This window comes from Ancylomarina subtilis, assembly GCF_004217115.1.
GTDB classification, from domain to species: domain Bacteria; phylum Bacteroidota; class Bacteroidia; order Bacteroidales; family Marinifilaceae; genus Ancylomarina; species Ancylomarina subtilis.
Window position 1 is genome coordinate 1,757,816 of record NZ_SHKN01000001.1, and the last position, 24,820, is coordinate 1,782,635.

Annotated in this window: 19 protein-coding genes and 1 pseudogene; 6 read left to right on the top strand and 14 right to left on the bottom strand. The window is 36.4% G+C overall.

Translation table 11 applies throughout. From position 1 onward, the window contains the following. Positions 1–69: 69 nt before the first annotated feature. Positions 70–1,428 carry an MFS transporter gene (locus tag EV201_RS07140; protein ID WP_130306918.1) on the bottom strand — a complete coding sequence of 453 codons (1,359 nt, stop codon included), beginning with the start codon at positions 1,426–1,428 and terminating at the stop codon, positions 70–72. Between the two features lie 232 nt (positions 1,429–1,660). On the opposite strand from EV201_RS07140, the pseudogene EV201_RS16655 reads away from it, so the two are divergent. The 4 genes and pseudogenes from EV201_RS16655 to EV201_RS07155 form a co-directional block, all read left to right on the top strand. After that, positions 1,661–2,347: pseudogene (locus EV201_RS16655) on the top strand (NfeD family protein); the annotation flags it as partial. Between the two features lie 63 nt (positions 2,348–2,410). Continuing rightward, positions 2,411–3,076 (top strand): NfeD family protein, encoded by a 666-nt coding sequence (locus EV201_RS16660; RefSeq protein WP_479722811.1) that lies wholly within the window; start codon positions 2,411–2,413, stop codon positions 3,074–3,076. A gap of 110 nt (positions 3,077–3,186) precedes the next feature. Continuing rightward, entirely contained in the window at positions 3,187–3,897 is a 711-nt protein-coding gene (locus EV201_RS07150; RefSeq protein ID WP_130306919.1) for an MgtC/SapB family protein, read from the top strand. Between the two features lie 37 nt (positions 3,898–3,934). Then, on the top strand, positions 3,935–4,807 hold the full coding sequence (locus EV201_RS07155) for a class I SAM-dependent methyltransferase (RefSeq protein WP_130306920.1): 873 nt from the start codon (positions 3,935–3,937) through the stop codon (positions 4,805–4,807). On the opposite strand, the gene EV201_RS07160 is transcribed toward EV201_RS07155, so the two are convergent. The 4 genes from EV201_RS07160 to EV201_RS07175 form a co-directional block, all read right to left on the bottom strand. After that, positions 4,799–5,593 (bottom strand): Rossmann-fold NAD(P)-binding domain-containing protein, encoded by a 795-nt coding sequence (locus tag EV201_RS07160; RefSeq protein WP_130306921.1) that lies wholly within the window; start codon positions 5,591–5,593, stop codon positions 4,799–4,801. The two genes, EV201_RS07155 and EV201_RS07160, sit on opposite strands and share 9 nt — an antisense overlap. A 120-nt stretch (positions 5,594–5,713) precedes the next feature. Beyond that, the gene (locus tag EV201_RS07165; protein WP_130306922.1) at positions 5,714–6,391 is read right to left on the bottom strand and encodes a PQLLE family protein; all 678 of its coding nucleotides are present in this window, start codon (positions 6,389–6,391) and stop codon (positions 5,714–5,716) included. 338 nt (positions 6,392–6,729) lie between these two features. Beyond that, entirely contained in the window at positions 6,730–7,464 is a 735-nt protein-coding gene (locus tag EV201_RS07170) for a ThiF family adenylyltransferase (RefSeq protein WP_130306923.1), read from the bottom strand. 75 nt (positions 7,465–7,539) lie between these two features. Then, a complete protein-coding gene (locus tag EV201_RS07175) occupies positions 7,540–8,211 on the bottom strand; it encodes a hypothetical protein (protein ID WP_130306924.1) in 672 nt (223 codons plus the stop codon). Positions 8,212–8,339: 128 nt separating this feature from the next. Between EV201_RS07175 and EV201_RS16550 the strand changes: the two genes are divergently transcribed. Further along, entirely contained in the window at positions 8,340–9,101 is a 762-nt protein-coding gene (locus tag EV201_RS16550) for a response regulator transcription factor (protein WP_130306925.1), read from the top strand. 116 nt (positions 9,102–9,217) lie between these two features. Here EV201_RS16550 and EV201_RS07185 read toward each other — a convergent pair whose 3' ends face one another. The 4 genes from EV201_RS07185 to tamL form a co-directional block, all read right to left on the bottom strand. Beyond that, positions 9,218–11,770 carry a bifunctional aconitate hydratase 2/2-methylisocitrate dehydratase gene (locus EV201_RS07185; protein ID WP_130306926.1) on the bottom strand — a complete coding sequence of 851 codons (2,553 nt, stop codon included), beginning with the start codon at positions 11,768–11,770 and terminating at the stop codon, positions 9,218–9,220. 329 nt (positions 11,771–12,099) lie between these two features. After that, positions 12,100–13,461, bottom strand: a complete 1,362-nt coding sequence (locus EV201_RS07190; protein ID WP_130306927.1) for a sodium-dependent transporter — start codon at positions 13,459–13,461, stop codon at positions 12,100–12,102. Positions 13,462–13,636: 175 nt separating this feature from the next. Then, positions 13,637–14,713 (bottom strand): class II fructose-bisphosphate aldolase, encoded by a 1,077-nt coding sequence (fbaA, locus tag EV201_RS07195; protein ID WP_130306928.1) that lies wholly within the window; start codon positions 14,711–14,713, stop codon positions 13,637–13,639. A gap of 231 nt (positions 14,714–14,944) precedes the next feature. After that, on the bottom strand, positions 14,945–17,335 hold the full coding sequence (gene tamL, locus EV201_RS07200) for a translocation and assembly module lipoprotein TamL (RefSeq protein WP_130306929.1): 2,391 nt from the start codon (positions 17,333–17,335) through the stop codon (positions 14,945–14,947). 104 nt (positions 17,336–17,439) lie between these two features. Here tamL and EV201_RS07205 point away from each other — a divergent pair, with 104 nt between their 5' ends. After that, positions 17,440–18,207, top strand: a complete 768-nt coding sequence (locus tag EV201_RS07205; RefSeq protein WP_207224413.1) for a TrmH family RNA methyltransferase — start codon at positions 17,440–17,442, stop codon at positions 18,205–18,207. Between the two features lie 72 nt (positions 18,208–18,279). Here EV201_RS07205 and EV201_RS07210 read toward each other — a convergent pair whose 3' ends face one another. The 5 genes from EV201_RS07210 to ruvX all read right to left on the bottom strand — a co-directional run bounded on the left by EV201_RS07210 (position 18,280) and on the right by ruvX (position 24,541). Next, positions 18,280–19,728, bottom strand: a complete 1,449-nt coding sequence (locus EV201_RS07210) for a TrkH family potassium uptake protein (protein ID WP_130306931.1) — start codon at positions 19,726–19,728, stop codon at positions 18,280–18,282. A gap of 33 nt (positions 19,729–19,761) precedes the next feature. Beyond that, on the bottom strand, positions 19,762–21,102 hold the full coding sequence (trkA, locus tag EV201_RS07215) for a Trk system potassium transporter TrkA (RefSeq protein ID WP_130306932.1): 1,341 nt from the start codon (positions 21,100–21,102) through the stop codon (positions 19,762–19,764). 215 nt (positions 21,103–21,317) lie between these two features. After that, positions 21,318–23,360: a ComEC/Rec2 family competence protein gene (locus EV201_RS07220; protein ID WP_130306933.1), complete on the bottom strand. Its 2,043-nt coding sequence runs from the start codon at positions 23,358–23,360 to the stop codon at positions 21,318–21,320. 157 nt (positions 23,361–23,517) lie between these two features. Beyond that, entirely contained in the window at positions 23,518–24,072 is a 555-nt protein-coding gene (gene def, locus EV201_RS07225; RefSeq protein WP_130306934.1) for a peptide deformylase, read from the bottom strand. 46 nt (positions 24,073–24,118) lie between these two features. Continuing rightward, entirely contained in the window at positions 24,119–24,541 is a 423-nt protein-coding gene (ruvX, locus tag EV201_RS07230; protein WP_129253318.1) for a Holliday junction resolvase RuvX, read from the bottom strand. Between the last annotated feature and the right edge of the window lie 279 nt (positions 24,542–24,820).

Here is a 24,820-nt window from a genome sequence, read left to right on the forward strand (position 1 = left end):
ATAAAACGACACAAAGACCACGAATTCGTAAACCCGTGGTCTGACATTTATTAATAAATGTGATATTTTCTATTTTGCATTAGAAGGCAATTCAAGCCCATAGCCTGAAATCTTATCTTCACGCTTGAGCAAAATTGCAAAAAACAGTCCCAGAATCCCCAAAGCTGCAAACATGATTAGGGTATACGTATAATCCAAACTCTTAACCCCTTCGGCATTTGTCTTATCCAATACCACTCCAGCTAAAATAGGGAAAATCCATAAGCCGATATTCTGAATCGAAAACATGAAACCATAGGCCGAACCAATCCGTTTTTCATCAACAATTTTAGCCACAGATGGCCACATTGAAGCAGGTACCAATGAAAATGCAATGCCCAAAATAACCATTAAAACATAAGGATTGATTGTAGTAAACGCGAAGCAGGTATGTACCAAAACCAGTATTAATGATCCATAAATCATCAAACTGGCTGCACGCCCATATTTATCAACAACAAAACCAAAAAGAGGGGTGAAAAACATAGTCCCAATCGGCAACATAGATGAAATAAAACCCGACTCTTTCACACTTAAACCAAACTTATTTAAAAAGAAATCGGCAGAAAAAGATAAAAAAGGAAAGACCGCTGAATAGAATGTCAAACACAACAATGTCACATACATAAACGAAGGATTCATAATCAGTTTCTTCAAATCAGATAGTCTAAATGGATCACTTTTTGCAACTCCACCATCTTGTTGACTTTGTCTATCCAATTTTAAATCCAACATCATGTAAATCATGAAAACAAGTAGCGATGCTGTTACAAAGAAAGCTGCAAACCAGATGGCTGTTGTCCATCCTGCCGGAGATTCAATCAAGATTGGAGACAAATTAAAAGCCAGGAAAGAACCTGTTCGTGCCAAGCCTAGTTTCACTCCAAAAGCCAAAGCCAACTCTTTCCCCTTAAACCATTTCACAATAATTTTGGATATAACCACAATACTGGTCTCAGCACCCAATCCAAAAAGGAAACGCCCTAGAAGCATCATCTTCAATTCCGGAGAATAGGATGGCATAAACGAAGACATAAATCCGTATCCCCAGCCCCCGTTGGTATAAATATCGCTGGCACCATAGGCCGTAATTAAAGCACCAAAAGCCATGAATGATACGAACATGAAACCTGTTCTCCGAATTCCCAATTTATCAAGAATAACACCACCCAATACGGCCATTAATAAAAACACATTGGGAATAGAATAAACGGAAACAAAAAGTCCAAAATCAGTTGATGAAAAACCAAATTCTTCGGTAAGTTTTGATTTTAAAGGTGATAACGCATCATAAAAATAATAGTTGGCTGCCAACACAAAACCTACCATAAGTAGCATTCCCCAACGAATCCATGCATTATCACGAAGTGTCATTTTCAAATTTCCCATATCTGTTTTAACTAAATGTTTGTTGTCTTTTATAATTAGGTTGAATTTTTATCAGCTTCGAAAATACAAATTAAATTGAGACTTATACTTTAAAATACATGTATCCTAATCTTATATTATTCTTTCTATACAGAAAATTATGACTAAGTTTTTTTGTAATTAAATCGATGAATTAAGCGCAATGATTATCTTTAATAAATATTACATCATCAGAACTCAATTCTTTTTAGATATGAAGGCGCGCACACTCCATTTTTTACTCCTGCTTATTATTCCTTTGATTTCATTTTCTCAAAAAGCAAATGATAGTTTAGAGGTTAACAAAGTCAAAGTGTATCAATTCGATATTAAACAGGAAATTGGACCTCCGGTTTGGCGACAAACCAAAGATGCCTTTAATGAGGCTAAAGACTGGAACGCGAATATCTTCCTCATTCATATGAATACCTACGGAGGTATGGTGGTTCATGCCGATTCAATCCGCACCGCAATTCTCAACAGTAGGATCCCTGTTTATGTCTTTATCGATAATAATGCAGCCTCTGCAGGAGCTCTTATTTCTATCGCCTGCGATAGTATTTATATGCGTACGGGGGCTAATATAGGTGCTGCAACTGTAGTCAATCAAACAGGACAAGCCATGCCTGACAAATATCAATCCTATATGCGATCGACCATGCGAGCCACGGCTGAATCTCACGGAAAAGATACCCTGATTCAGAATGGCGATACCCTTATTAAATGGAAAAGAGATCCATTGATAGCTGAGGCAATGGTTGACCCACGCACCTATATCGAAAATGTGATTGACACGGGTAAAGTCCTGACGTTTACACCAAACGAAGCCATTAAGAATGGCTACTGCGAAGGCATCGCTAATTCGATTGAAGAAGTATTGGAACAAGTGAATGTTAAAGAATATGTCATTAAAAAATACGAACCTTCAGGCATAGAAAAATTAATTGACTTTATGCTCAACCCGATGCTTCAGGGTATTTTCATTATGCTTATCGTTGGAGGTATCTATTTTGAATTGCAATCGCCTGGAGTTGGTTTTCCTTTGATAGTCGCAATCATTGGTGCTTTTCTGTATTTCTCACCACTCTATCTTGATGGCCTGGCAGCCAATTGGGAGATTATTCTTTTTGTTATAGGCGTTGTCTTACTTGGAGTTGAAATATTCGTCATCCCCGGGTTTGGAGTTGCCGGCGTATCAGGTATCGTACTCATTATCGCAGGTCTAAGTCTAAGTCTGATTGATAATGTCAATTTTGAGTTTGAACCCCGACACATTAAATCCCTTTTAGGAGCCATTCTGCTAGTCACATTTTCCATGTTAGCATCTATCATCATCTCCATCAATTTAAGTAAAAGACTTTTTGCCGGAAATGGTTTCCTTGGCAAATTGGCTCTAAATACAGAAGGAAAAATCGAGGAAGGTTTTATCGGAGTTGATATGAGTCCTAGAGCATTGATTGGCAGACAAGGTATTTCATCAACGGATCTTCGTCCTTCGGGTAAAGTAATCATCGATGATGAAGTTTACGATGCCAAATCAGAGGATGGTTTTATCAATAAGAACACAGAGGTTAAAGTCGTCAGATACGAAACAGGACAAGTGTATGTAATCAAAAGTGAAAATGGATAGATCTGTTAATTCGCAAAACTTCTATGTTTTTTTCATTGAACTTTGAACATCAACCTTTCGACTTGACACTTTAGCCTTAAAGCCTATCTTTACACTCAAAATAAGGGTCTATGAGTTTCATTGAACATATAATAAATGAACAGAGCATTACCACAGAAACAATAGCCTTCAGAATGCTATTGAGCCTGCTTGTTGGCGCTGTAGTGGGATTCGAGCGGGAATATCACAAACAACCCGCAGGACTTCGAACCCATATACTCATTAGTATGGGGGCTACTCTTATCATGTTGCTCTCTATTTATATTCCTCAAACATTTAGCCAGTATAAGCCAGCAGATCCTGCTCGATTAGCAGCTCAAGTTGTATCGGGTATTGGTTTCTTAGGTGCAGGAGCCATCATGAAATTTGGCTTTAACGTAAAAGGATTAACCACTGCGGCATCCATTTGGGTAATCGCGGCAATTGGTTTAGCTGTTGGTGCCGGTATGTATTGGGCCACGGCTATTGCAACACTCATTTTGTTGTTTGCACTGATTTTCCTCGATATTATTGAAAAATGGATCTTTCCTGCAAAATTCATCAAATATTTAAGAATATATTCTTCAGCAGGTTATGATTTGCAAACTGACCCCATCTCAGATTTATTAAAAAAACATAAGGTAAACATTCGCACGGTAGACATTGAACAAACCTTTGATGATAAACGGACTAGTCTTTATTTTGTTATTCAGATTAACGAGAATGTAAAAATCAACACCCTATCTAAAGAAATCGGTCAGATCGAAGGCGTACAAAGAGTTAAACTACAGCAAATTATCTAATCCTATTCCAACAACACATTACATTTACAAAAAATATATGAACCTAATTAATAATGGGAAACTCGATTTTTCCCAATTGGAAAGTATCACCAAAAAACCCAAGCTTTTCACTAGAGACAAGGTCAACTTTTGGCAAGATCCTTACATCTCCGAACATATTTTATACGCACATTTAGACGATGACAGTGATGAAGGTTCACGGAAATACGAGACAATTATCAAGTCTGTTTTGTGGCTTTCCGAATATATGGATCTGCCCAAAGGTGCACGTCTACTCGATTTGGGTTGTGGTCCGGGTTTGTATAGCGAACATTTCCATGGACAAGGTTTTAAGGTTACAGGGATCGACTTCTCGCAAAACTCTATCGACTATGCAAAGGAAGAGGCCAAAGCTTCACAATACGATATTGAATACCTCTGCCAAAATTATTTGGAGATTGATTACAGCAACGAATTTGATGTAATTACGCTCATTTATGGTGATTTATGTGTCCTTTCGCATCAGGAAAGAGATTTGCTTCTAACAAAAGTCCGGAAGGCACTCAAACCTGGCGGCTACTTAATATTCGATTTATTTACCAAACAATATTTCAACAAAGGACACGAAAACCAATCCTGGTATTTAAGCCGGGAAGAAGGTTTTTGGAAAGAGGACGAACATCTGCTCCTGCACGAACATTTCAAATACAAAAAAGAAAAAGTGCGCTTAGAGAAATACACCCTCATCATGAGCGACGGCGAAATGCAGAGCTACCACATTTGGAAACATTACTTCTCTCTCAAACGTGCCAAAGAAATGCTCCATGAGCATCAATTTATACTCAGGGACTTTTGGAGTGACCTCTGTGGCACCCCCTATAAAATTGAGAGTTCCTGGATAGGAATGATTGCTCAAAAGCCATTAAAATAATGATAATGCTTTCATCAAATCAGGATGAATAAATTCATAATTCAATCTTCTTTTAAGCTTTTCATTTGTGATCAGTTTAAAAGAAGATGAACGTCCCTCCTCTTCGTCGAAAATAGGTAGTGGTACACCAATCAGCTCAGCAGCTTTGGTATAAAATTCTCTTTTTGAAGGATGTGTGTCTGCTGTACAATTGAAGCATTCTTCCCACACATCTTGCTGAATGATTTCATTGATGATCTTTATACAATCGTCCCGATGGATTAAGTTAACAGGAGCGTCACCGCCTTTTACCATTCTACCAGATAAGAAACGCCCGGGTTTTCTGTTCCCTCCAAAGAGCCCCGAGAATCTTAGAATAGCGGTCTGATAATTCAGATTGTCTTTCATTATTTCCTCAATAGAAACCCAAACCGATTCACTCAATTCTGAGTTTTCATCAACTGGTTTTTCTGAATTTCGATAAACACCTGTTGAACTAATCAAGATTAACTTCTTAACAGGAGATTGCTCCAATACAGGTAGAAATTGCTTATAGAGATCAAGATCCTTTATCGTCAAATTTAAAACCAAAATTTCAGAATTCAGAAAGCTTTTCATAGCATCATTCAAATTCTCAAACCTCAATTGGTAAGCATCGATTCCTTGCTCTGACAAACGCTCTTTTTTATCAGGACTTGTAGTCGCTCCTTTTACTATAAAACCTTTATCCAGCAGATCAATAGCCAAAGATTCCCCTAACCAACCACAAGAAAGAATACTGATAGATTTCGAATTGGATATCTGCATGAGTCGATGATTAAAATATAAGTGATAATATGTTTCTCTTTAAGAACAAAGATTTACAAAATTTCTGAATTTCCACCTTTATAAAGGGAACAAGTTTTTGAATTAAGAACTATCAGAAATTTACATAGATAATACTTTAACCAGCGACTCCTCAAGTAAACCGAGTTGCTCTAACATCTCAGGTTGATCAATAAGAGCATTTTTAATAGTCTTTTTATAATCACGGACCCATTCAATTAATAAATCTAATATTTCATCTCTTATCTGAATGGCATGTTGAGCTTCAGTTCGCCCCTCTTCATTCAATTGAAAATAACTTTGAACATTTAAAATTGAGTTTTTAACTGCTACTACTTTCTCTGAATCTTGTCCATAAGCTTCCATTTTAGCTTTAAAATCAGGCTTGCTGATTAAACGGTTGCAAAAATCCAAAGCTTGAGAACACCAACCGCTGTAACTTATCTTGCGATTCTGATTAAGACCTAATGCTTGTTGTGCATTCGCATCATCTTTGAAAGCAACTTTCGAAATTAGGAGCAAATCCATGTAATTCTCATGTGCAATCTCCAATTTGCGTTGAAAATCGTACTCTGTTTGATGGTAATCATCGTACTCTGTTTGCGGAGTATTGTATAGTTCTTCCAACATTGAGATTAAAGATTCAACTTCAACAAATTTAAGTTCGTCATAACCAAATAAACCTACAGCCTGTTTTATGGTGGTATCGCTAATACTTTTATTTAATAGAAATTTTGTGTCAACTAGAAAATCCGCAATTGCTTCATTTAGTTTAATCATATTTGGGATAATTTAAAGAGTACTACTAGTTTGTCTTTTAGGATAATCCTATTCCCGATGAAATCATTATTTTCTCTTGGAGAAAATCGCTCCATTTAACGAATGAATAGTTTCACTTTAAAAGAGAAGACCATTCCTTTCGAAACAGTCTTCTATTTAGACAACATCGTCAATCTAAAATTCTTCTCACTCATCTCTCATATACTTTAGAACGATTTCACTTACAACTACATACATAAAACCAATTGATGAATATATCGATTTATTTTGAGTGACTTTGTTATACCCAAAAGTAATTTTGATTCTAATAGAGAACAACTACCCTAAAGTGTAGTTTTCTAATTGACTGATGCGAGATAAAATTCGGGAAATACTTTGGTTTCTTTATGGTTTGCTATTTTATACAGCAAATTTGTACACACACCAGCAGTAATCCATGAAGCAGGTGCTAATTGAGGGGGTGAATCATCGCATTTTTCCTTTACATAGGCTTCTAACACATTTTCTAACCACCTTAAATCTACATCAGGTTGACTGTTTTGAATAATGTGCTCAACAATGGCGACTTCAGCTTGCTCATCATGCCGAATAATATCTTTTAAGCTTTCACTTGACTGGTTAATAACAAAAACACATCCGGCCCAACCAAAGTTATAAGGATGTAGCACAGGAATATTATTTTTTAAGCAAATTTCGTCAAAAACAAATGGAGCAGTTGAAGTAAAATCAATTGTATTAATAGCAATATCAATACCATCAATATAATCAGCGCAATTGTTCTCCGATAAAAATACATTATGATACTTAATAACTGCCCTGGGATTAATCGTTTTAAGTCGATAGTATAAACTTTCAACTTTAGACTTTTCTATATCATACTCTGTATAGTTCTGACGATTCAGATTAGAATGCTCTACATTATCCATATCGCAAATGGTAATATTTTCAAACCCCAATCGTAAAGCGCACTCTGCAATATTACTTCCTAAACCAGCCCCTGCAATTAAAATTTTGGTATGCTTAATTATTTCTTGTTCTTCCGATGAAATATAGATTCGATTTCTTTGATACATAGTCGTAAAATATTAAAGTCAAGGTGAAAAGGTAAAGTCATAAGACTTACTCCTTAACCTGTTTTTATATATTGATTAAGCTGAATACAAATCTTGCTTCATATAAGAGTAACAAAGACTAATGTTCTGTTCCACAAATTTTTTGACACCTATGGCCGTATTAAACATGGGTACCGTTTCTGATCCCAAATAAGATTTTGAATTTCCAATCTGGGATGAATAAATTTCCATCAATTGTAATTTCTCAAATAACTTCCTGTCACATTCAGCAATTAAAATATTTGTCCTGTCTGCATAGATATGCTGCAAGGCATTGGCCATTAGCATCTTGAGTATGACAATTCTATTCTTTTTTAAAAGTGGGTCATCTTTAATTTTTTGCTGATCAATAGCAAAGCGACCTATATGCCATACTTCGTGAGGCTTATAACTTAATTCACTGACAATATCATCAACTTTAATATCAAAATCCTCTTCAATTGGGAGCTTGCAACTCCCATCCCACTTTTGAGCTTTTATGGTGCCAACAATTTCATGTTTTTTATTCTTTATGGCATAGAAATAAGAACTAGAAAAACTATCCAAATCAAGTTTTCTCGTTTTAATTAAATCAGAATAATTGATAATGTTTGAGTTTAAGTGCACCTGATGATTGACACGCAGAATAAAACGACTCACTTCAGCAAGGTGGTCCTTAGATACTAACCACAGTGAATAATCTTGAAAATCATCTAAAAGAATATCCATATTGATTATAAATTTTATGTGTTTATCTAATATTAGAGTTCTGAATCTTGCAAACAACTCCTCAAAAGTGTAGTTTTAGTTATTGACAGTATAAATTTTTAAGTTATTAAGTCAAAAAAAGGAGGGATATGATTGCAATAGAGAAGTTTTTTGATCCCATAAGTAAAGATGGTTATTTAGGAGACGACAATTACCAAATGATTAAGCAATATATGCTTGCACTTCGGGCTGTATCAAAGTTGATAAATCTGGGTTTTTATATTATCGACTACAACAAACAAGAATTTCTGTACGTATCTGACGATCCATTATTTTTATCAGGCTATAAGCAGGAAGAAGTCTTAAAAATGGGCTACGAATTCTACAATAAAGTCGTGCCTCCTGATGACCTGGATATGCTCTTGGAATTGAATGAAAAAGGATTCGAGTTTTTCTACAATCTACCCGTCGAAAGAAGAGATAAGGCTTCTATCTCCTACGATTTTAGATTAAAAAGAAGGGATACCGGGAGTGAAATATTGATTAACCATAAACTGACCCCACTTATTTTAACTGAAACAGGTAATATCTGGTTTGCTCTTTGTTTGGTTTCTTTATCGGTTGCTGAAAAACCAGGAAATATATTCATCACCTTTCAGGATAAAGATGAAAGATTTGATTATGATGTTATCAGAAAAAAATTTAAACCTGCAAAAGTCAAACACCTTTCAAAGCGAGAGAAAGATGTGTTACGTCTTATGATACAAGGTTATGTCACCTGCGAGATATCACAGCAACTTTTTATATCAGAAGAAACCGTTAAGTTTCATAAACGCAATATCGTTAAAAAGTTGAAAGTAAAAAGTGCTATGGAAGCTGTTTACTTTGCGACAATCAATAAGATTGTATAAATAAAAAAGCCGAAGAATAAATCTCCGGCTTGGGGTTGAAGCTTTGAGGTTGTCCAATTCCATAGCTTCAAAAATGAACTGACCAACAAGTGATCAGTTCAAATTCATAATATGTATTACAGGTCGCGACGCTGATATAGAGCATCTTCCATATCCATTTCGTCGAACTGCATATATTTATAAACTTCTTCTTGATGAGCTTCGATCTTCTCTTTGTAGATCGCCATATACTCCGCAGGAGTTGGTAATTTTCCTAATACAGAAACAACAGCACCAAGTTCAGCAGATCCCAGGTAAACCTGAGCTCCAGTACCCATACGATTGTTGAAGTTACGAGTTGAAGTCGAATATACATTTACCTTATCCGGAACACGAAGTTGGTTACCCATACATAGTGAACATCCAGGAGTCTCAACACGAACACCCAACTGAGAGAAAGTAGCAAAAGTCGCTTCTTCTTTCAATACAGCCTGATCCATACGAGTTGGAGGCGCAATATAAGTCCTTACCTTATCAGATGGCGTTAGACCATTCCAAACCTTCTCACAAGCACGGAAATGGCCAATATTTGTCATACATGAACCGATGAATACATCCTGAATTTCTGTGTTCTGAACATCAGAAAGTAATTTCACATCATCTGGATCATTTGGACAACAAAGAATAGGCTCAGTAATTGCAGAAAGATCGATCTCGATAGTCTCAGCATATTCAGCATTCTCATCTCTTGAGATCAATACCGGATTAGCCAACCATTCGTTACAAGCATCGATACGGTTCTGAATCGTTTGAGCATCTTCGTACCCCATCTTGATCATAGATTCCATCAAGGCAACGTTAGATTTCACGTACTCAATCACACGCTCTTCTGATAACTTAATACAACCAGCAGCAGCAGAACGCTCAGCAGTCGCATCAGTTAATTCAAAAGCTTGCTCGACAGTAATATCCTCAAGACCTTCCATCTCGATAATCTTACCGTTGAAAATATTGATTTTATTTTTCTTAGGAACAGTTAACTGTCCGTTCTGAATTGCAAAATATGGAATTGCATTTACCACATCACGTAAAGTGATACCTGGGTTAAGCTTACCTTTAAATTTGATTAATACAGACTCCGGCATATCCAATGGCATGAAACCTAATGCACCAGCAAAAGCAACCAAACCAGAACCAGCTGGGAAAGAAATACCCAATGGGAAACGTGTATGCGAGTCACCACCTGTACCAACAGTATCAGGGACCAATAGACGGTTTAACCAAGAGTGAATTACACCATCACCTTGCTTCAAAGGTACACCTTTACGCTCTGCCATAAACTTAGGCATAGACTTGTGCATTGCCACGTCAGTTGCTTTAGGATAAGCAGCAGTGTGACAGAAAGACTGCATGAACATTGGCGCTTCAAACTTCAAACATGCCAACTCTTTGATTTCATCGCGAGTCATAGGACCAGTCGTATCCTGAGAACCAACAGTCGTCATTTTAGGTGCACATGATGTTCCTGGCAATACACCTTCAACACCACAAGCTTTACCTACAATTTTTTGAGCCATAGTATAGCCCTGATTAGCTTTAGGCTGTGGATTATTAGCTACAGTAAAAATGTCGGTAGCAGGCATACCAAGTAAAGTGCGAGCTTTCTCTGTTAGAGCTTTACCAATGATCAAAGGAATACGACCACCAGCACGGTACTCGTCAGACAAAGTATCAGGAGCCAATGAGTAAGTACAAATGACTTCACCATCGCGAGTAATTTCACCTTTAACATTGTTGATGATAATCTCATCACCTGTGTTTAGTTTAGAAACATCAGTTGTGATTGGTAATCCACCTGAATCCTGAGTTGTATTATAGAAAATTGGAGCAATAGCACCACCAATTACTACACCAGCAGTACGCTTGTTAGGTACAGCAGGAATATCTTCACCAATGTGCCATAACAATGAGTTAGCAGCTGATTTACGAGAAGAACCCGTACCTACAACATCACCTACAAAAGCAACCTTGTGACCTTCTTTTCTCCATCCAGCAATCGTTTCGATACCATCTTCGAAACGGCCAGCACCCATAGCTAAAGCGTGCAATGGAATATCAGGACGAGTAAACGCCTGAGATGCAGGAGAAAAATCATCCGTATTGATTTCACCTTCTACCTTATAAACTTTAAGCTTGATTTCTTCTGGCAATTCAGCACGCTTAGTAAACCACTCTGCGTTTGCCCAAGATTCAAGTACACTTTTAGCAGCAGCATTGTTTTTTGAAAGTTCTGCAACTGTTTCAAAAGCATCATAAACAAGGATAATGCCTTTAAGAGCTTCTGCAGCCTCATCAGCTAAAGCTTCGTCTTTTAAAGCCTCAACCAATACGGTTACATTGTAGCCTCCCATCATAGTTCCCAAAATCTTAATAGCTTCAGATTTTGTAATGATTGGAGAACTCACTTCACCTCTTAAAAGCTGTCCTAAAAAGTCAGCTTTTACTTTTGTTGAATCATCAACTCCAGGAGCGATTCTTTCTTTGAATAAATGCAATAGAAAATCCTCTTTCCCTTCGATAGGATTTTGCAATAACTCGCAAAGTTCTGCAGTTTGTTCTGCATTCAATGGCAAAGCCGGGATACCTTTGGTAGCACGGGCTGCTTCGTGTTTTAAATATGCGTCAATCATGAGTTTGTTGATACGATTATGTTCTTTAAGTAACTTACGTATTTAGAATAAAGAAATATCCCTTTATTCGAAACAAACATAGAGCTTTTATCATTTACACGATTCAGAAAATTATGTGTTTTATATCATATTTTACACATGGAAAAACGAGGATAAATCCTACCCTAAATCAAAGAGAATACTATATTTAGGCCCTCTCAAAAAAAACACAATTTAGTAGTCTGTCTGTTAAAAAATGGAATCCGTAAAAGGCTAATAAAACAATAAAAAGACCCAACAATACAAAGCATTCTTATTAATTGAGACATATTCAAAATGTCATTGGGATTTTAAACCAGACCTAATCCGTTTAAAAAGACAATCGCTATTGCACCAGGAGCAATAAATTTAACAATGAATAGAAAAACGGTAATCAATCCCCGACTAAGTTTCGATCCTTTTGCCAATTCTTCTTCAATCTTTTTACGTCCCCAATACCAACCAATAAATAGGGAAATAAATAAACCTCCCAATGGCAATAACATATTAGCAGAAATCCAGTCAAGCAAATCAAATAAGTTCAAACCAAACAACGTCTCTGCTTTAAATAAGCCCATAGATAGAGAACAAAAAACACCCACAATTGAAATTAATAACGTCGCCAAAAGTGTAGCCAACTTCCTTTTAATCTTCAGCTCTTCCCTAAAATACGCAACCACCACTTCGAGTATCGAAATGGACGAGGTAAGGGCTGCAACAGTTAATAAAAGGAAAAATAAGATTGAAAAAAAGATACCGCCAGGCATTTGCTGAAACACATTGGGTAGTGTTATAAAAACAAGTCCCGGTCCACTACTGGGTTCAATTCCAAAAGCAAATACAGCCGGAAAAATAGCAACTCCCGCTAAAATAGCAATCAGCGTATCGGCAATGGTTACTTGCAAAGCCGTTTTTGCCAAATTATTCTCATCGCCAATATAAGAACCATAAGTAATCAGAGTTCCCATTCCCAAACTCAATGAAAAAAAAGCATGTCCTAATGCACTCAATATACCATCTGAACTCAGTTTGGAGAAATCAGGATGAAACAAAAATGACAAACCTTCCTTGGCTCCTTCAAGAGTAACAGCCCTGATATCTAACACAATGATAATAACGACCAGTAAAGGCATTAGAATTTTTGCGTACTTCTCAATCCCATCTTTAACGCCAATAATAACAATGGCCATGGTCATCAGCATAAATAACAACTGATAAAAAATAGGTAATATGGGAGCTTCAATAAATTGAGTAAACATACTTCCCAGTTCATCGGGACTTTTGTCAGCAAAACTATTTGTAATCGATTTCACAATATAATCGATACTCCAACCAGCAACTACACCGTAAAACGAAAGAATCATTATCGCAGCTACGACACCTAGTAAACCCGCATATTTCCATCCCGATTTCGGAGCCAGGTTTTTAAAAGCCCCAAAGACATTTGATCGGGACTTTCGACCAATCATAAATTCAGATAACATAATTGGCAGACCAATGAGTGCAATAAAACCCAAATAGACAAAAAGAAAAGCCGCCCCTCCATAAACACCGGTGATATAGGGAAACTTCCATATATTCCCAAGCCCAACAGCCGAACCAGCGGCAGCCGCTATTACACCTATTTTACTTGAAAATACATCTCTCACTTGGGGAATTTTATCTGGCTTCATAGGGGATTTTTGGGTTTTATTAATTGGGGATTAACAAATCGGTTAGTAAATAATAATCAGTCTATAAAGAAACTAAATTCACAAAAACTCACAAGTTATTTAATCATGATTATTATCAGGGAACAAAAAAACCCAGACAAAGTCTGGGTTTTTAAAATCTATATCGTGACAATTATTAGTTACGGCCAACAGCATTAAGATCGTTGAAAGCAACAACTAAACGGTCTTTCATCGAAATCTCGCCTTCACGTAACCATTTACGTGGATCGTAATATTTCTTGTTTGGTTTTTCTTCACCATCAGGGTTTCCAATCTGTCCTTGCAAGTAGTCACGATTAGCCGCTTCGTACTTACGAACGCCATCCCAACATGCCCACTGCGTATCTGTATCGATATTCATTTTAACAACACCATAAGAGATTGCTTCACGAATTTCCTCCAAAGAAGAACCTGATCCACCATGGAATACAAAATCAACCGTGTTTTCTGCAACACCATATTTTTCAGAAATAAATGACTGAGAATTAAGAAGAATCTTAGGTGTTAAAACAACATTACCTGGCTTATAAACACCGTGAACGTTACCAAAAGACGCTGCAATAGTGAAACGAGGCGATACTTTCAATAAAGTTTCATAAGCTAAAGCAACATCAGCAGGTTGAGTATACAATAAAGAGTTATCCATATCTGTATTATCTACACCATCTTCTTCTCCACCTGTACAACCAAGCTCAATTTCTATAGTCATATCAATTTTACTCATACGCTCTAGATATTTAGCACAAGTACCAATATTTTCTTCCAGAGGCTCCTCTGACAAGTCTAACATATGAGAACTGAATAATGGCTTTCCAGTTTGTGCATAGAATTCCTCACCAGCATCTAAAAGACCGTCAATCCAAGGTAACAATTTCTTAGCCGCATGATCAGTATGTAGAATTACAGGAATACCATAATGCTCAGCTACAGCATGAACATATTTAGCTCCGGCAACTGCCCCAATAATAGCAGCATCCTGTCCATTAGCTCCGATTCCTTTTCCTGAGAAAAATGAAGCGCCACCATTTGAGAATTGAATAATAATAGGAGAGTTAGCTTCGCGAGCAGCTTCTAAAGCAGCATTAATCGAATTTGTATTTACAACATTAACTGCAGGCAATGCGAATCCTTCTTGTTTGGCAACCTGAAATACCTTTTGTACATCATCACCTGTGATTACACCTGGCTTAACTACTTCTAATACTTTTTTCATATGTGATAGTTTTTGATAAGATTAACTCAATAAATATTGAATAGAATTTACTCAAATTTCAGTATTGAAACAAGAATATATTCTTGTAATCTAATTTTATTAAAATGGTTCGGATTACATAAAATCAGGTGATATCAATTAGAGATATACCCAATTTGAGTACGAAGTTAAAAAGAAATAATAGAACTTACCTCCTTTTTTTTCTAAGAAAATTCCGCAAACGAATGCAATTTAAAATGGATAGCCAATACCGATATTATAGGTTAGCTGAGAGAAGTTAAACGATCGATTTCCGATGATCCAACGTTGATCAGCAGGCAATGACGGATCTCTTAATTTTAGACCTAAATCTAATCTAAAAAGAATAAAATTCAGATCAACACGAGCTCCAACTCCTGTTCCAACAGCTATTTCTTTATAAAAACGATTCATTTCAAATTCAGCACCTTCACGACCATCTTTTGATGATACGGCCCAGATATTACCCGCATCTAAAAACAAAGCCCCTTCCAAAGCCCAAATCAATTTAAAACGGTATTCCAGATTTCCTTCCAATTTTAGGTCGGCCGTATTATTGGGATATGCAGCCTGATCATTTGAAAAAGATCCCGGTCCCAATGACCTAACTTGCCAAGCTCGGATACCATTAGCTCCACCTGAAAAATAACTCTTTTCGAAAGGCAATACTTCAAGATTTCCATAAGCATATCCCAGGCCTAAAAACAAACGTCCTACAATTGTATTCACCTTATTTAAATGCCAATTGTATCGGTAATCAACATCCATCTTTATGTATTGAGCATAACGAATCCCTAATAAATCGTAGTAGGTTCCTTCCAACTCTCCGGCATCATTATAATCCTCATTCTTTTTTGAACCGAAAAGCTGATCGAGTGTTTTAAGCGTATTACCAGCTGTCTCAAAACTAAAGCGCAAGTAATTATAATTACTCGGTTTATTCAGATTCTGATTGTTATAAGTCAATGTGTAACGCGTAGTTGAGATAACGTGTTCAGTAAACGAATTGGCGATGTACAGATTATTGATATTTTTCAGAAAGTCATCACTTAAGTTTTTAACATCAACAAAACTTAATTCAAGCAAACTAAGACTATGAGACAAATAACGAGATGATTTCCAATTATAACCAAAACTTACATCAGCCTGTGTTCTTGTATAATCAGGACGTTTTTGATAATCGTAAGCCATTGACAATCTCGTTTTAGGATTGTATCTTCTTTTAAATCGATTAGCATTCAGAAAAGGCAACAGAAATTTTGGTGTACTCAAACTGACCTCTCCACCATATTCTCTGGAAAAGAAATTCCCACTATTGTTTGATTTCACCGTTTCAGTCGCATTCGACAAACTAATATCCAGAATCTCAGCACCACGCAATAAATTTCTATGTTGATAATGCAACTTCGCTGCAAATCCGATATTACCCGAAGTATTGGTTCCTTCAACTTCAACGGTATAAGCTTGTTTTTTGTGCGGAGTCAATTGAATAATACAATTCAAACTGCCTTCAGTTTGGTTTTCTGCTTCAGCATCAACCTCAAATCGAATATTAACAAACTTGTATTGACTTAAAGCCTGTAACTTCGTATATGATTCTTCAACATTGGATAAATTATAAAGACTTCCTGGTTGAAAGCTTAAAGAATTCAAAATAACATCTGGTTTAATATTTAGTTTTTTATTGTATATAAACTGGCAATTGTCATAGGTTAAAGTATCCAATTTATTTATATACAACGAATCGTTCATCAAAACTGATTTAGGGTTGTAATCTGTGTTAACCACAATCGTTCTGATGCGATATTTGCGTTCAACATTTAAAGACAGAGGTTTCTTTATTCCCACAAAAACGTCCATGTGGTGGTCTTTACCCACACTATCCATCATAAAATGGACATATTCCTTAGAGAAATTATAATAACCCTTATTCTTAATCACTTTTGATATCCGATCACGCTCTTTTCCCAAATTATCCGAATCAACATTTTGTCCGGGTTTTATATTCCTGTTTACAGAATCAGCAACTAAATATCTTCTAATTAAGGATGTATCACTAATTTCTTTACGCTTTTGATATGGAGACAAAAAATTTCGAGGCAAATCAGCTTCCTCATCATAAACATTGCTGTACTTATACGGTGTACCCGCTATGATATTAAACTTAAGCTTGGCTTTTTTTCTGCGAAAAATAACCGTATCCTCAATTATCGCATTGTAATAACCTTTCTTTTTCAAGTAAATTTCTAACTGAGTTTTTCCTCTCTGAGTTTGATAATCTTCATAAATAACAGGCTCTTCCCCAATGCGGCGTAACCATTTGTTAATGCCTTTCTTTGTATTTTTTCCTGAAAGGTTATACAGTCCCAAATGAAACTTCCAAACACCCAGAATCTTAATATTGGGCTTTTGCTTAATATTCTGATTGAGTTCAGTTGAGGAAATATTTTTATCATCTACTTTAACACTTACTTTACTTAAGAGATATTCCTTATCTCCCACATACTTAGTGGTTGAACAAGAAACCGCTCCCAGAAGTATAACCAGAGTAAAGATTAAGGATAGAAAAAAATAACTATTTTTGTATTTCAGATTAGGTTTCAAGTAGTGTATTGTGTTATGAGTTATGAATTTTACAAAGATACTTATCTTCAAGAACTTTTTAGCCTGATTCGTATTCTCAAAGATAAAAATTCAATTCAATTATTGTGCTTTCAAAAAACCAGATTAAACTCATTAGTAGTTTACAGAAAAAAAAATTTAGAGACCAACATCAGCTTTTTGTAGCTGAAGGGTATAAACTGATCTCTGATTTATTAGAATCAAAACTTGAGTCCCAATACATCATCCACAACAAACAAGCAGATACTGCTGGTTTTCTGAAACTCAACAAGCAAATAGAACTCATCGAGTGTGAAGCTTCAGAATTAAAAAAAATCAGCAATCTGAAAACACCTTCAGATGTGTTGGGAATTTTTAAAATTCCTGATTCCAGCTATAACAAAAAGGCAATCAATCAATCCTTGTCGATACTTCTTGACGATGTACAGGATCCTGGAAATTTAGGAACGATCGTTCGAATAGCAGATTGGTTCGGAATTAAACACATATTCTGCTCCCCAAACACCGTTGATCTTTATAACCCCAAAGTGATACAAGCAACCATGGGGGCACTTTCACGCGTTAAGGTGATTTATACCGATCTGCAACAAATGATTAATGAATATGCGGCACCTGATTTTCCAGTTTATGGTACTTTTCTTGAGGGTGAAACAATTTATAAAAGCAAACTCAGTACTCAGGGGTTTATTATTATGGGCAACGAAGGCAAAGGGATTTCTGAAGATCTAAAAGCCCTTGTGAGTCACAAATTATTCATCCCTAACTTTCCGGCAGACCAAGCAACTTCCGAATCGTTAAATGTTTCTGTGGCCTGCTCTATTGTATGTTCTGAATTCAGAAGGCATCAGTTTTAAAGCACAAAGTATAAAACAAAAAATGCAGCTTTTTCAGGGCTGCATTTTTTTATTCAATAGATTAAAAACTAATTAATCCCTCCAAAAAGATGGTGAAAATAAAATCAAAACAGTAAACAGCTCCAATCGTCCTAAAAGCATCAGGAAAGAAAGAAACCATTTGGCAAGATCAGGCATTTTCGAAAAATTCTCCATCGGTCCAATCTCAGAAAAACCAGGACCAATATTCCCAAGTGTCGTTGCTACAGCACTTAAAGCCGAAAATATATCAGAACTCCAAAATGACATCAAAACAGTTGATGCCAGGAAAATGATGATGTAGAATACAAAAAAGGCCAAAATATTTGTCACAGTACGCTGATCAACAACTCTTTGATTATAACGAATTGGGATAACAGCATTGGGGTGAATCAAACGCTTTAATTCATAAAAACTGTTTTTAAAAAGTAGCAATACCCTAACAACTTTAACACCTCCACCAGTTGAGCCCGCCGAACCACCAACAAACATCAACACAAATATTAACATGCCTAAAAAGGGCATCCATAACAAATAGTCCGCAGTCGCATATCCTGTGGTTGTGATAATAGAAACAACCGTGAAAAGTGCATCGCGAAAAGCCTGTTCAACGCCCATTGAAGAGGTTAAATAAATGCCTCCCCCAATTACAATCGTAAACAAAACAATCACAAAGGAATAAAATCGAAATTCTTCATCCTTAAAAATCTTAGACATTCTCCCTGTAAGCATACCGTAGGACAAAGTGAAATTTGTACCTGCGATAAACATGAAAGCAATGATGACATATTGTAAATAAATGGAATCGAAATAACCAATACTGGCTTGCTTGGTAGAATAACCTCCTGTTGCCATTGTTGTTAAAGAATGGTTTATCGCATCAAAAAAAGGCATCCCACCCAACATTAACAAAAGGCATTCTGCGAGAGTAAAAGAAGCATACAAGCCCCAAAGGTTACGTGCTGTTTCCTTAATTCTGGGTGTTAGTTTATCGGGGGCAGGACCTGGAACTTCGGCAATAAAAAGTTCTCTCCCACCTATCCCTAAGGTTGGAAGAATAGCCAGGAACATGACAATAATCCCCATACCTCCAAGCCATTGAGTTAACGAACGCCAGAATAAAATACCATGTGGCAATTCTTCGATATTGTTCAAAATTGATGATCCAGTCGTAGTAAATCCAGACATGGTTTCAAAAAAAGCATCCGTAACCGAAGAAATCGATCCGCTAAACAGAAAGGGCAAACAACCAAAAATTGAGAATACGATCCAAACAAGGCTAACAATAATGTAACCTTCACGTTTTCCCATCTCCTTTTTAACCCCTTTCGAAGTTAAATAACTACCCCCTCCTACTGCAAATGTAATCAGGCCTGAATATAAAAAGGCCTGCGTATCTGACTCCTTATAGAAAAGAGAAACCAATAAGGATAGAAAAAGAAAAACACTTTCTCCTACCAACAGTTTTCCAAGGATGTTGAATATTATTTTTTTTCTAATCACAGTTCAAGCTTGTATTCAATTTTAACAATCAAACTATTTAAAAATCTTTTCAACTTTTTTGATCGCTGAAGGTAAGGTAAATACAACAACTTGATCACCTTCCTGAATTTGAGTATCTCCCATTGCAATAATACCTTGATCGCCTCTGATAATACCACCAATATTAGCATCCTCAGGAAAGTCAATATCTTTCAGTTTACCCATTGTGATTTTAGAATTAGCCTGTGCAACCAATTCAATCACCTCAGCATCTGAAACAGTTAACCATTTGCAGTGCTGCACATCAGCATCCATAGTAAATCGGTAGATATAACTTGCTGCAAGTAACTTTTTATTAATCATGGCACCCACACCAATACTATCTGCTAAATCGATGTAATCGATATTTTCAACCTCAGCAATTGTACGTTTCACACCCATTTTACTTGCCAGCAAACAAGCCAGAATATTCGTCTCTGAGTTTCCTGTTACGGCAACAAAAGCATCCATTTTTTGAATTCCCTCTTCACGTAAAAGATCCAAATCGCGTCCGTCTCCATTAATCACCAGGGTTTTATCCAGTGCATCAGCAAGTTTTATACTCTTATTTTTATCAATCTCAAGTAATTTAAGATCCAGGTTTTGTTCCAATTCACTTGCCGTTTTAAAACCAATACGACTACCACCTAAAATCATGGCTTTCTTGATTTTGTATTTTTGCTTTCCGGCAAGTGTCATCACCCTATCAATACTCTCTGCTTTACTGATAACAAAAACCAAGTCGCCTCGCATAAATCGATTATGGCCTCGTGGAATAATAGTTTGGCCCTCACGTTTAATCGCAACGGCTCTAAAATCGTCATCACCTGTTATTTGAGAAACCTCGGCCATGGTTTTATCCATAATCACCGACTTGCTGCTGATTTTTATACCATAAAGTAACAGTTTACCCCCTGAAAATTCATACATCTGACGTGTTCCGGAACGTGATAAATAATTAATCACTTCTTTGGCCGCCAAACGTTCAGGATATACGAACTCATCGATTCCTAAACTCTTTAAAAAATCTTTATTTTCCGGGATAAGATACTCTTGGTTATTAATACGAGCAATAGTACGCTTCGCACCCAATTTCTTGGCAAGCAAACTCGAAGTTATATTGGTCTCTTCAGATTGAGTTACAGCTATAAACAAGTCAGCCTTCTTCACATTGGCTTCTTTCAGATCATTAATCGAAGAACTTGATCCGACAATGGTTAAAAGATCCAAATGAGAATCGATTAATTTCAATTTTTCCTCATCACTATCAATCAAAATGATTTCATGATCCTGATGACTAAGCATTTTTGCCAAGTGAGTTCCTACTGCACCTGCTCCTGCAATTACAATCTTCATAATGGTATTTAATTTGAACTTCCTAATCTATACTATTCAATAAATAGACTAACCAAAAACGAGTCGGCAAAATAAAACAATATCCTTTAAATATACTGCATATATGCTAAAAATAATACTAATCTAAATTGAGTACAGAATTCGCAATACCTATTTCAAAATCAACACCCTATAAAAACACGATTCAGAAGCCAAACCCTTTTCATGCTTATTTCTTAATCGTAACTGAATTCAGCCATATAAGCTCCCAACTTTTGGGTATCCCAAATATCAGCTTTCAAACCATTGGTGCTTACTCTATAATTGGATCCATCACGAATAATCACACCACTCACAGGGGCTAGTAAGTGCTCCTCTCTTTTATAGGCATTATTGCGTAGAATAATATAATCAAGGGGTAAATCAGAAACAGACGCACCTAAAGCAGACGTTCCAAGCACTGCAATAAACTGATCATCAATCACACGCCAATCATTTTCTTTTAATGTATCGTATTGATAATGCTTCACACCTCTAGCCATAGCATATGGATAGATCAAACGCGTCTTCATTTTTTCGTTAAGAATTGTATCACTCAGAACAAAAAGCTGCTGTCGATCTCTAAGACAAACAACAGTATGCTTATGGGCATTAAATACAACCATTTCTGTTGAGGGGTTTAGAAATAGAGCTGATAATGATGTTAGTTTTAAAGCGATCAGGCAAACCAGACTAAAATGAACAACTCTTCTTCTGTTCCACCAAATACAAACAGTCAGTCCAATAATAAAGGCATATATAAGGATGACTTGAAAAGGTGAAAATGTAATTTTCTCAAGGAGAGAACCAGGCAAAGCCTGAATCTGATAAATCAACCAATGAATCCACTCAACAAAATGCTGCAAAAGAAAGGATAATGCTTTAGATAAAACATTGACCTCTGAAAATATCAATAAGAAAACGGAGCCATAAATTAAAAGTCCGGCAAAAGGAATGATTACAAAATTGGACAGAAAAAAATAAGTAGGAAACTGATGAAAGTAGAAAACCGCTAAAGGGAAAGTGCCAATCTGCGCTGCCACTGACACGGTAAACAATTTCCACGACCAACGTGGAATAAAAGAGTGAAACTGAAATAAATCCTCAAATTTCGGCTGAAAGAAAACGATACTTACAACTGCCAAATAAGAAAACTGGAACCCCACCTGAAACAAAACATAGGGGTCTATGATCAGTAAAAGAAAAGCAGATACGGATAATGAATTGTAAATGGTTCCCTTTCGATTGATGGCTAATCCCAGGGCAAGTATAGAGAACATACAAGCAGCACGCATTACCGAAGGCGACAAACCTGTCAGTAAAGCATACAACCACAAACTCATAATCAATATGACAGCCCGTAGAATACGCCCTATTTTTGAGCCCTTCATAAAACTAAAGAGAAATTGCATAATGCCAAAGATGATCCCTACATGCAAGCCCGAAACTGCCAGGACATGCGTAGCGCCGGCTGAAGTCCAAACCTGTTTCACATCATCTGAAACTTCCTCTCTGGCCCCCAAAGTTAGTGCGGCTAAAATTTCATAGGCCTCATCCTTTAAACCTGTTCTTTTATAAATGCGCAATAACTTTTCTCTCCAGCCCAAGGCCAGACCTTTCAAACTGACACCTTCATCTCTTTCTGTTATACACCACTGATTACCCGACGCATAAGACGAATACAAAATAGACTGGTGTTTTAAATAAGTAGCATAATCAAACTCGTTAGGATTACCACTATTTCTCACACGATTAAGTTTGGACGAAACCAAAATTTGATCACCAAACTTCAACGATCTTGACAAAGAATCTTTAGCCAAATACAGGAGTACCAGAACTCTTTCCCTTTCCCAAACACCCCTTTTATTTACAGCATCCAATTCAATAACACAGGCCAATGAATTTGCTTTTTCATCGGGGCTACGCTTCAATTTTCCTTTAAAAGATGAGATGGAGTCAGTGTTATATAATTGCATTGCAGAGTTGATCTGGTTAACTCGAAACTGACCAAAACTAAAAATCAGTAAAAAGATAAAAAGACCAAAGACATAGAAATAAGCATAAGATTTACGAAAAACGGGTATCAATTGGAATAAACACAAACCAACAAAAGCAAAGGCTATAAAAATGAATATTAGATAATCTGGCAGTAAAAAAAACTCTGCCAAAACAGTGCCCAAGGTAAGTGGTAGCAATAAGCGCAAAAAAGGCACCTGATGTAGAAACTCCCTGAAAGACATAAGATACTTTTAGGTTTGTAACATTACAAATTACTGAAACATTCTGTATGAATCAAAAAAAAATCCTATGACTCAAATGAGTCATAGGATTTTACAATCAGTTCATCAACACCTAATGCTTAAACACTTAAGATGAAGACTTTATTTTTTATCGGCCTTATTTTGCCAAATTGAATCGATATTTTGCACTAAACTTCCCTTTTGAAATACCTGTCAGCTTCGATTTTAAAAGACGCTTACGTAAAGGAGAACAATGATCGGTAAACATGATACCATCCAGGTGATCGTACTCGTGTTGAATAACGCGAGCCGCAAAACCGGAATATTCTTCTTCGTGAAACTCCCAGTTTTCATCGTAATACTCAATCTTTATGCTTTCAGGGCGCACAACATCTTCGTTCAATCCTGGAATACTCAGACAACCTTCTGACATGCTCCACTCCTCGCCTGTGCGCTCGGTAATCTTTGCATTGATAAACATCTTTTTGAAACCTTCCAACTCTGGCTCCTCATCAGCAAAAGTTGAACAATCGATAACAAACATACGAATTGAACGCCCAACCTGAGGTGCAGCCAAACCAACACCATCTGCAAAATACATGGTTTGCCACATATCTGCCATAAATTTCTCCAAATCCGGATAATCCTTATCAATATCCTTTGCTACTTTTCTTAATACCGGATGCCCGTAAATTGTAATGGGTAAAATCATTCTTTATTGCTTAAGATTGATTGAGATCAATCAATTTGTAATTTAATTAAAACATATTCCTTCTGGCTTCCATATACGACTGAAGTATGATGGTCGCACTAATCTTATCGATAACTGCCTTATTCTGACGTTGTTTCTTGGTCATCCCTCCATCTATCATCGTCTGAAAAGCCAGCTTGGATGTAAAACGTTCATCCACCATTTCGATAGGCATATCCGGAAATCGCTTCTTCAACTGCCCCAGAAAAGGTTTCAAATATTTCATCGATTCGCTATCCTCGTTATTCAATTGTTTGGGGTGACCTACAACAATACACTCAACCTCTTCAGTTTCCATATACTTTTGAAGATAATCCAAAACATCTTTAGCATGGACTGTATCCAAACCGTTTGCAATGATTTGCATTGGATCGCTAACAGCTAACCCCACTCTTTTTCTACCGTAATCAATTGCTAAAAGTCTTGCCAAAGCTTGTTATTTTTAAATTTTAATGTGCAAAGATAGAAAAACTTAATGGAAGCATAAACTCAAAGGCTTTATAATCGCATTCTTAGGAACTATTTATTACTAAATTATCGCCCTCAATCGATGCTGAATAATGACATTTGTGAAGATTTAATTCCTAACAAAGGCTTCTAAGTAAAAATATTTGAACCTCTAAAATCACTTCCTTTAAGAAGCCATTTCAATCCCATTTCTTGCCTTCTCACTTTCTTTCTTTTTTTCACTATATTAGATAGCAGTATT

Excerpts from the sequence above, each read along its gene's own strand:
- EV201_RS07160 (WP_130306921.1), bottom strand. The coding sequence starts at position 5,593 with ATGCAGATATCCAATTCGAAATCTATCAGTATTCTTTCTTGTGGTTGG.
- def (WP_130306934.1), bottom strand. The coding sequence starts at position 24,072 with ATGATTTTACCCATTACAATTTACGGGCATCCGGTATTAAGAAAAGTA.
- EV201_RS16660 (WP_479722811.1), top strand. The coding sequence starts at position 2,411 with ATGCTTCAGGGTATTTTCATTATGCTTATCGTTGGAGGTATCTATTTT.
- EV201_RS07155 (WP_130306920.1), top strand. The coding sequence starts at position 3,935 with ATGAACCTAATTAATAATGGGAAACTCGATTTTTCCCAATTGGAAAGT.
- EV201_RS07220 (WP_130306933.1), bottom strand. The coding sequence starts at position 23,360 with ATGTCTTTCAGGGAGTTTCTACATCAGGTGCCTTTTTTGCGCTTATTG.
- EV201_RS07165 (WP_130306922.1), bottom strand. The coding sequence starts at position 6,391 with ATGATTAAACTAAATGAAGCAATTGCGGATTTTCTAGTTGACACAAAA.
- fbaA (WP_130306928.1), bottom strand. The coding sequence starts at position 14,713 with ATGAAAAAAGTATTAGAAGTAGTTAAGCCAGGTGTAATCACAGGTGAT.
- trkA (WP_130306932.1), bottom strand. The coding sequence starts at position 21,102 with ATGAAGATTGTAATTGCAGGAGCAGGTGCAGTAGGAACTCACTTGGCA.
- EV201_RS07140 (WP_130306918.1), bottom strand. The coding sequence starts at position 1,428 with ATGGGAAATTTGAAAATGACACTTCGTGATAATGCATGGATTCGTTGG.
- EV201_RS07150 (WP_130306919.1), top strand. The coding sequence starts at position 3,187 with ATGAGTTTCATTGAACATATAATAAATGAACAGAGCATTACCACAGAA.
- EV201_RS07170 (WP_130306923.1), bottom strand. The coding sequence starts at position 7,464 with ATGTATCAAAGAAATCGAATCTATATTTCATCGGAAGAACAAGAAATA.
- EV201_RS07185 (WP_130306926.1), bottom strand. The coding sequence starts at position 11,770 with ATGATTGACGCATATTTAAAACACGAAGCAGCCCGTGCTACCAAAGGT.
- EV201_RS16550 (WP_130306925.1), top strand. The coding sequence starts at position 8,340 with ATGATTGCAATAGAGAAGTTTTTTGATCCCATAAGTAAAGATGGTTAT.
- EV201_RS07190 (WP_130306927.1), bottom strand. The coding sequence starts at position 13,461 with ATGAAGCCAGATAAAATTCCCCAAGTGAGAGATGTATTTTCAAGTAAA.
- EV201_RS07175 (WP_130306924.1), bottom strand. The coding sequence starts at position 8,211 with ATGGATATTCTTTTAGATGATTTTCAAGATTATTCACTGTGGTTAGTA.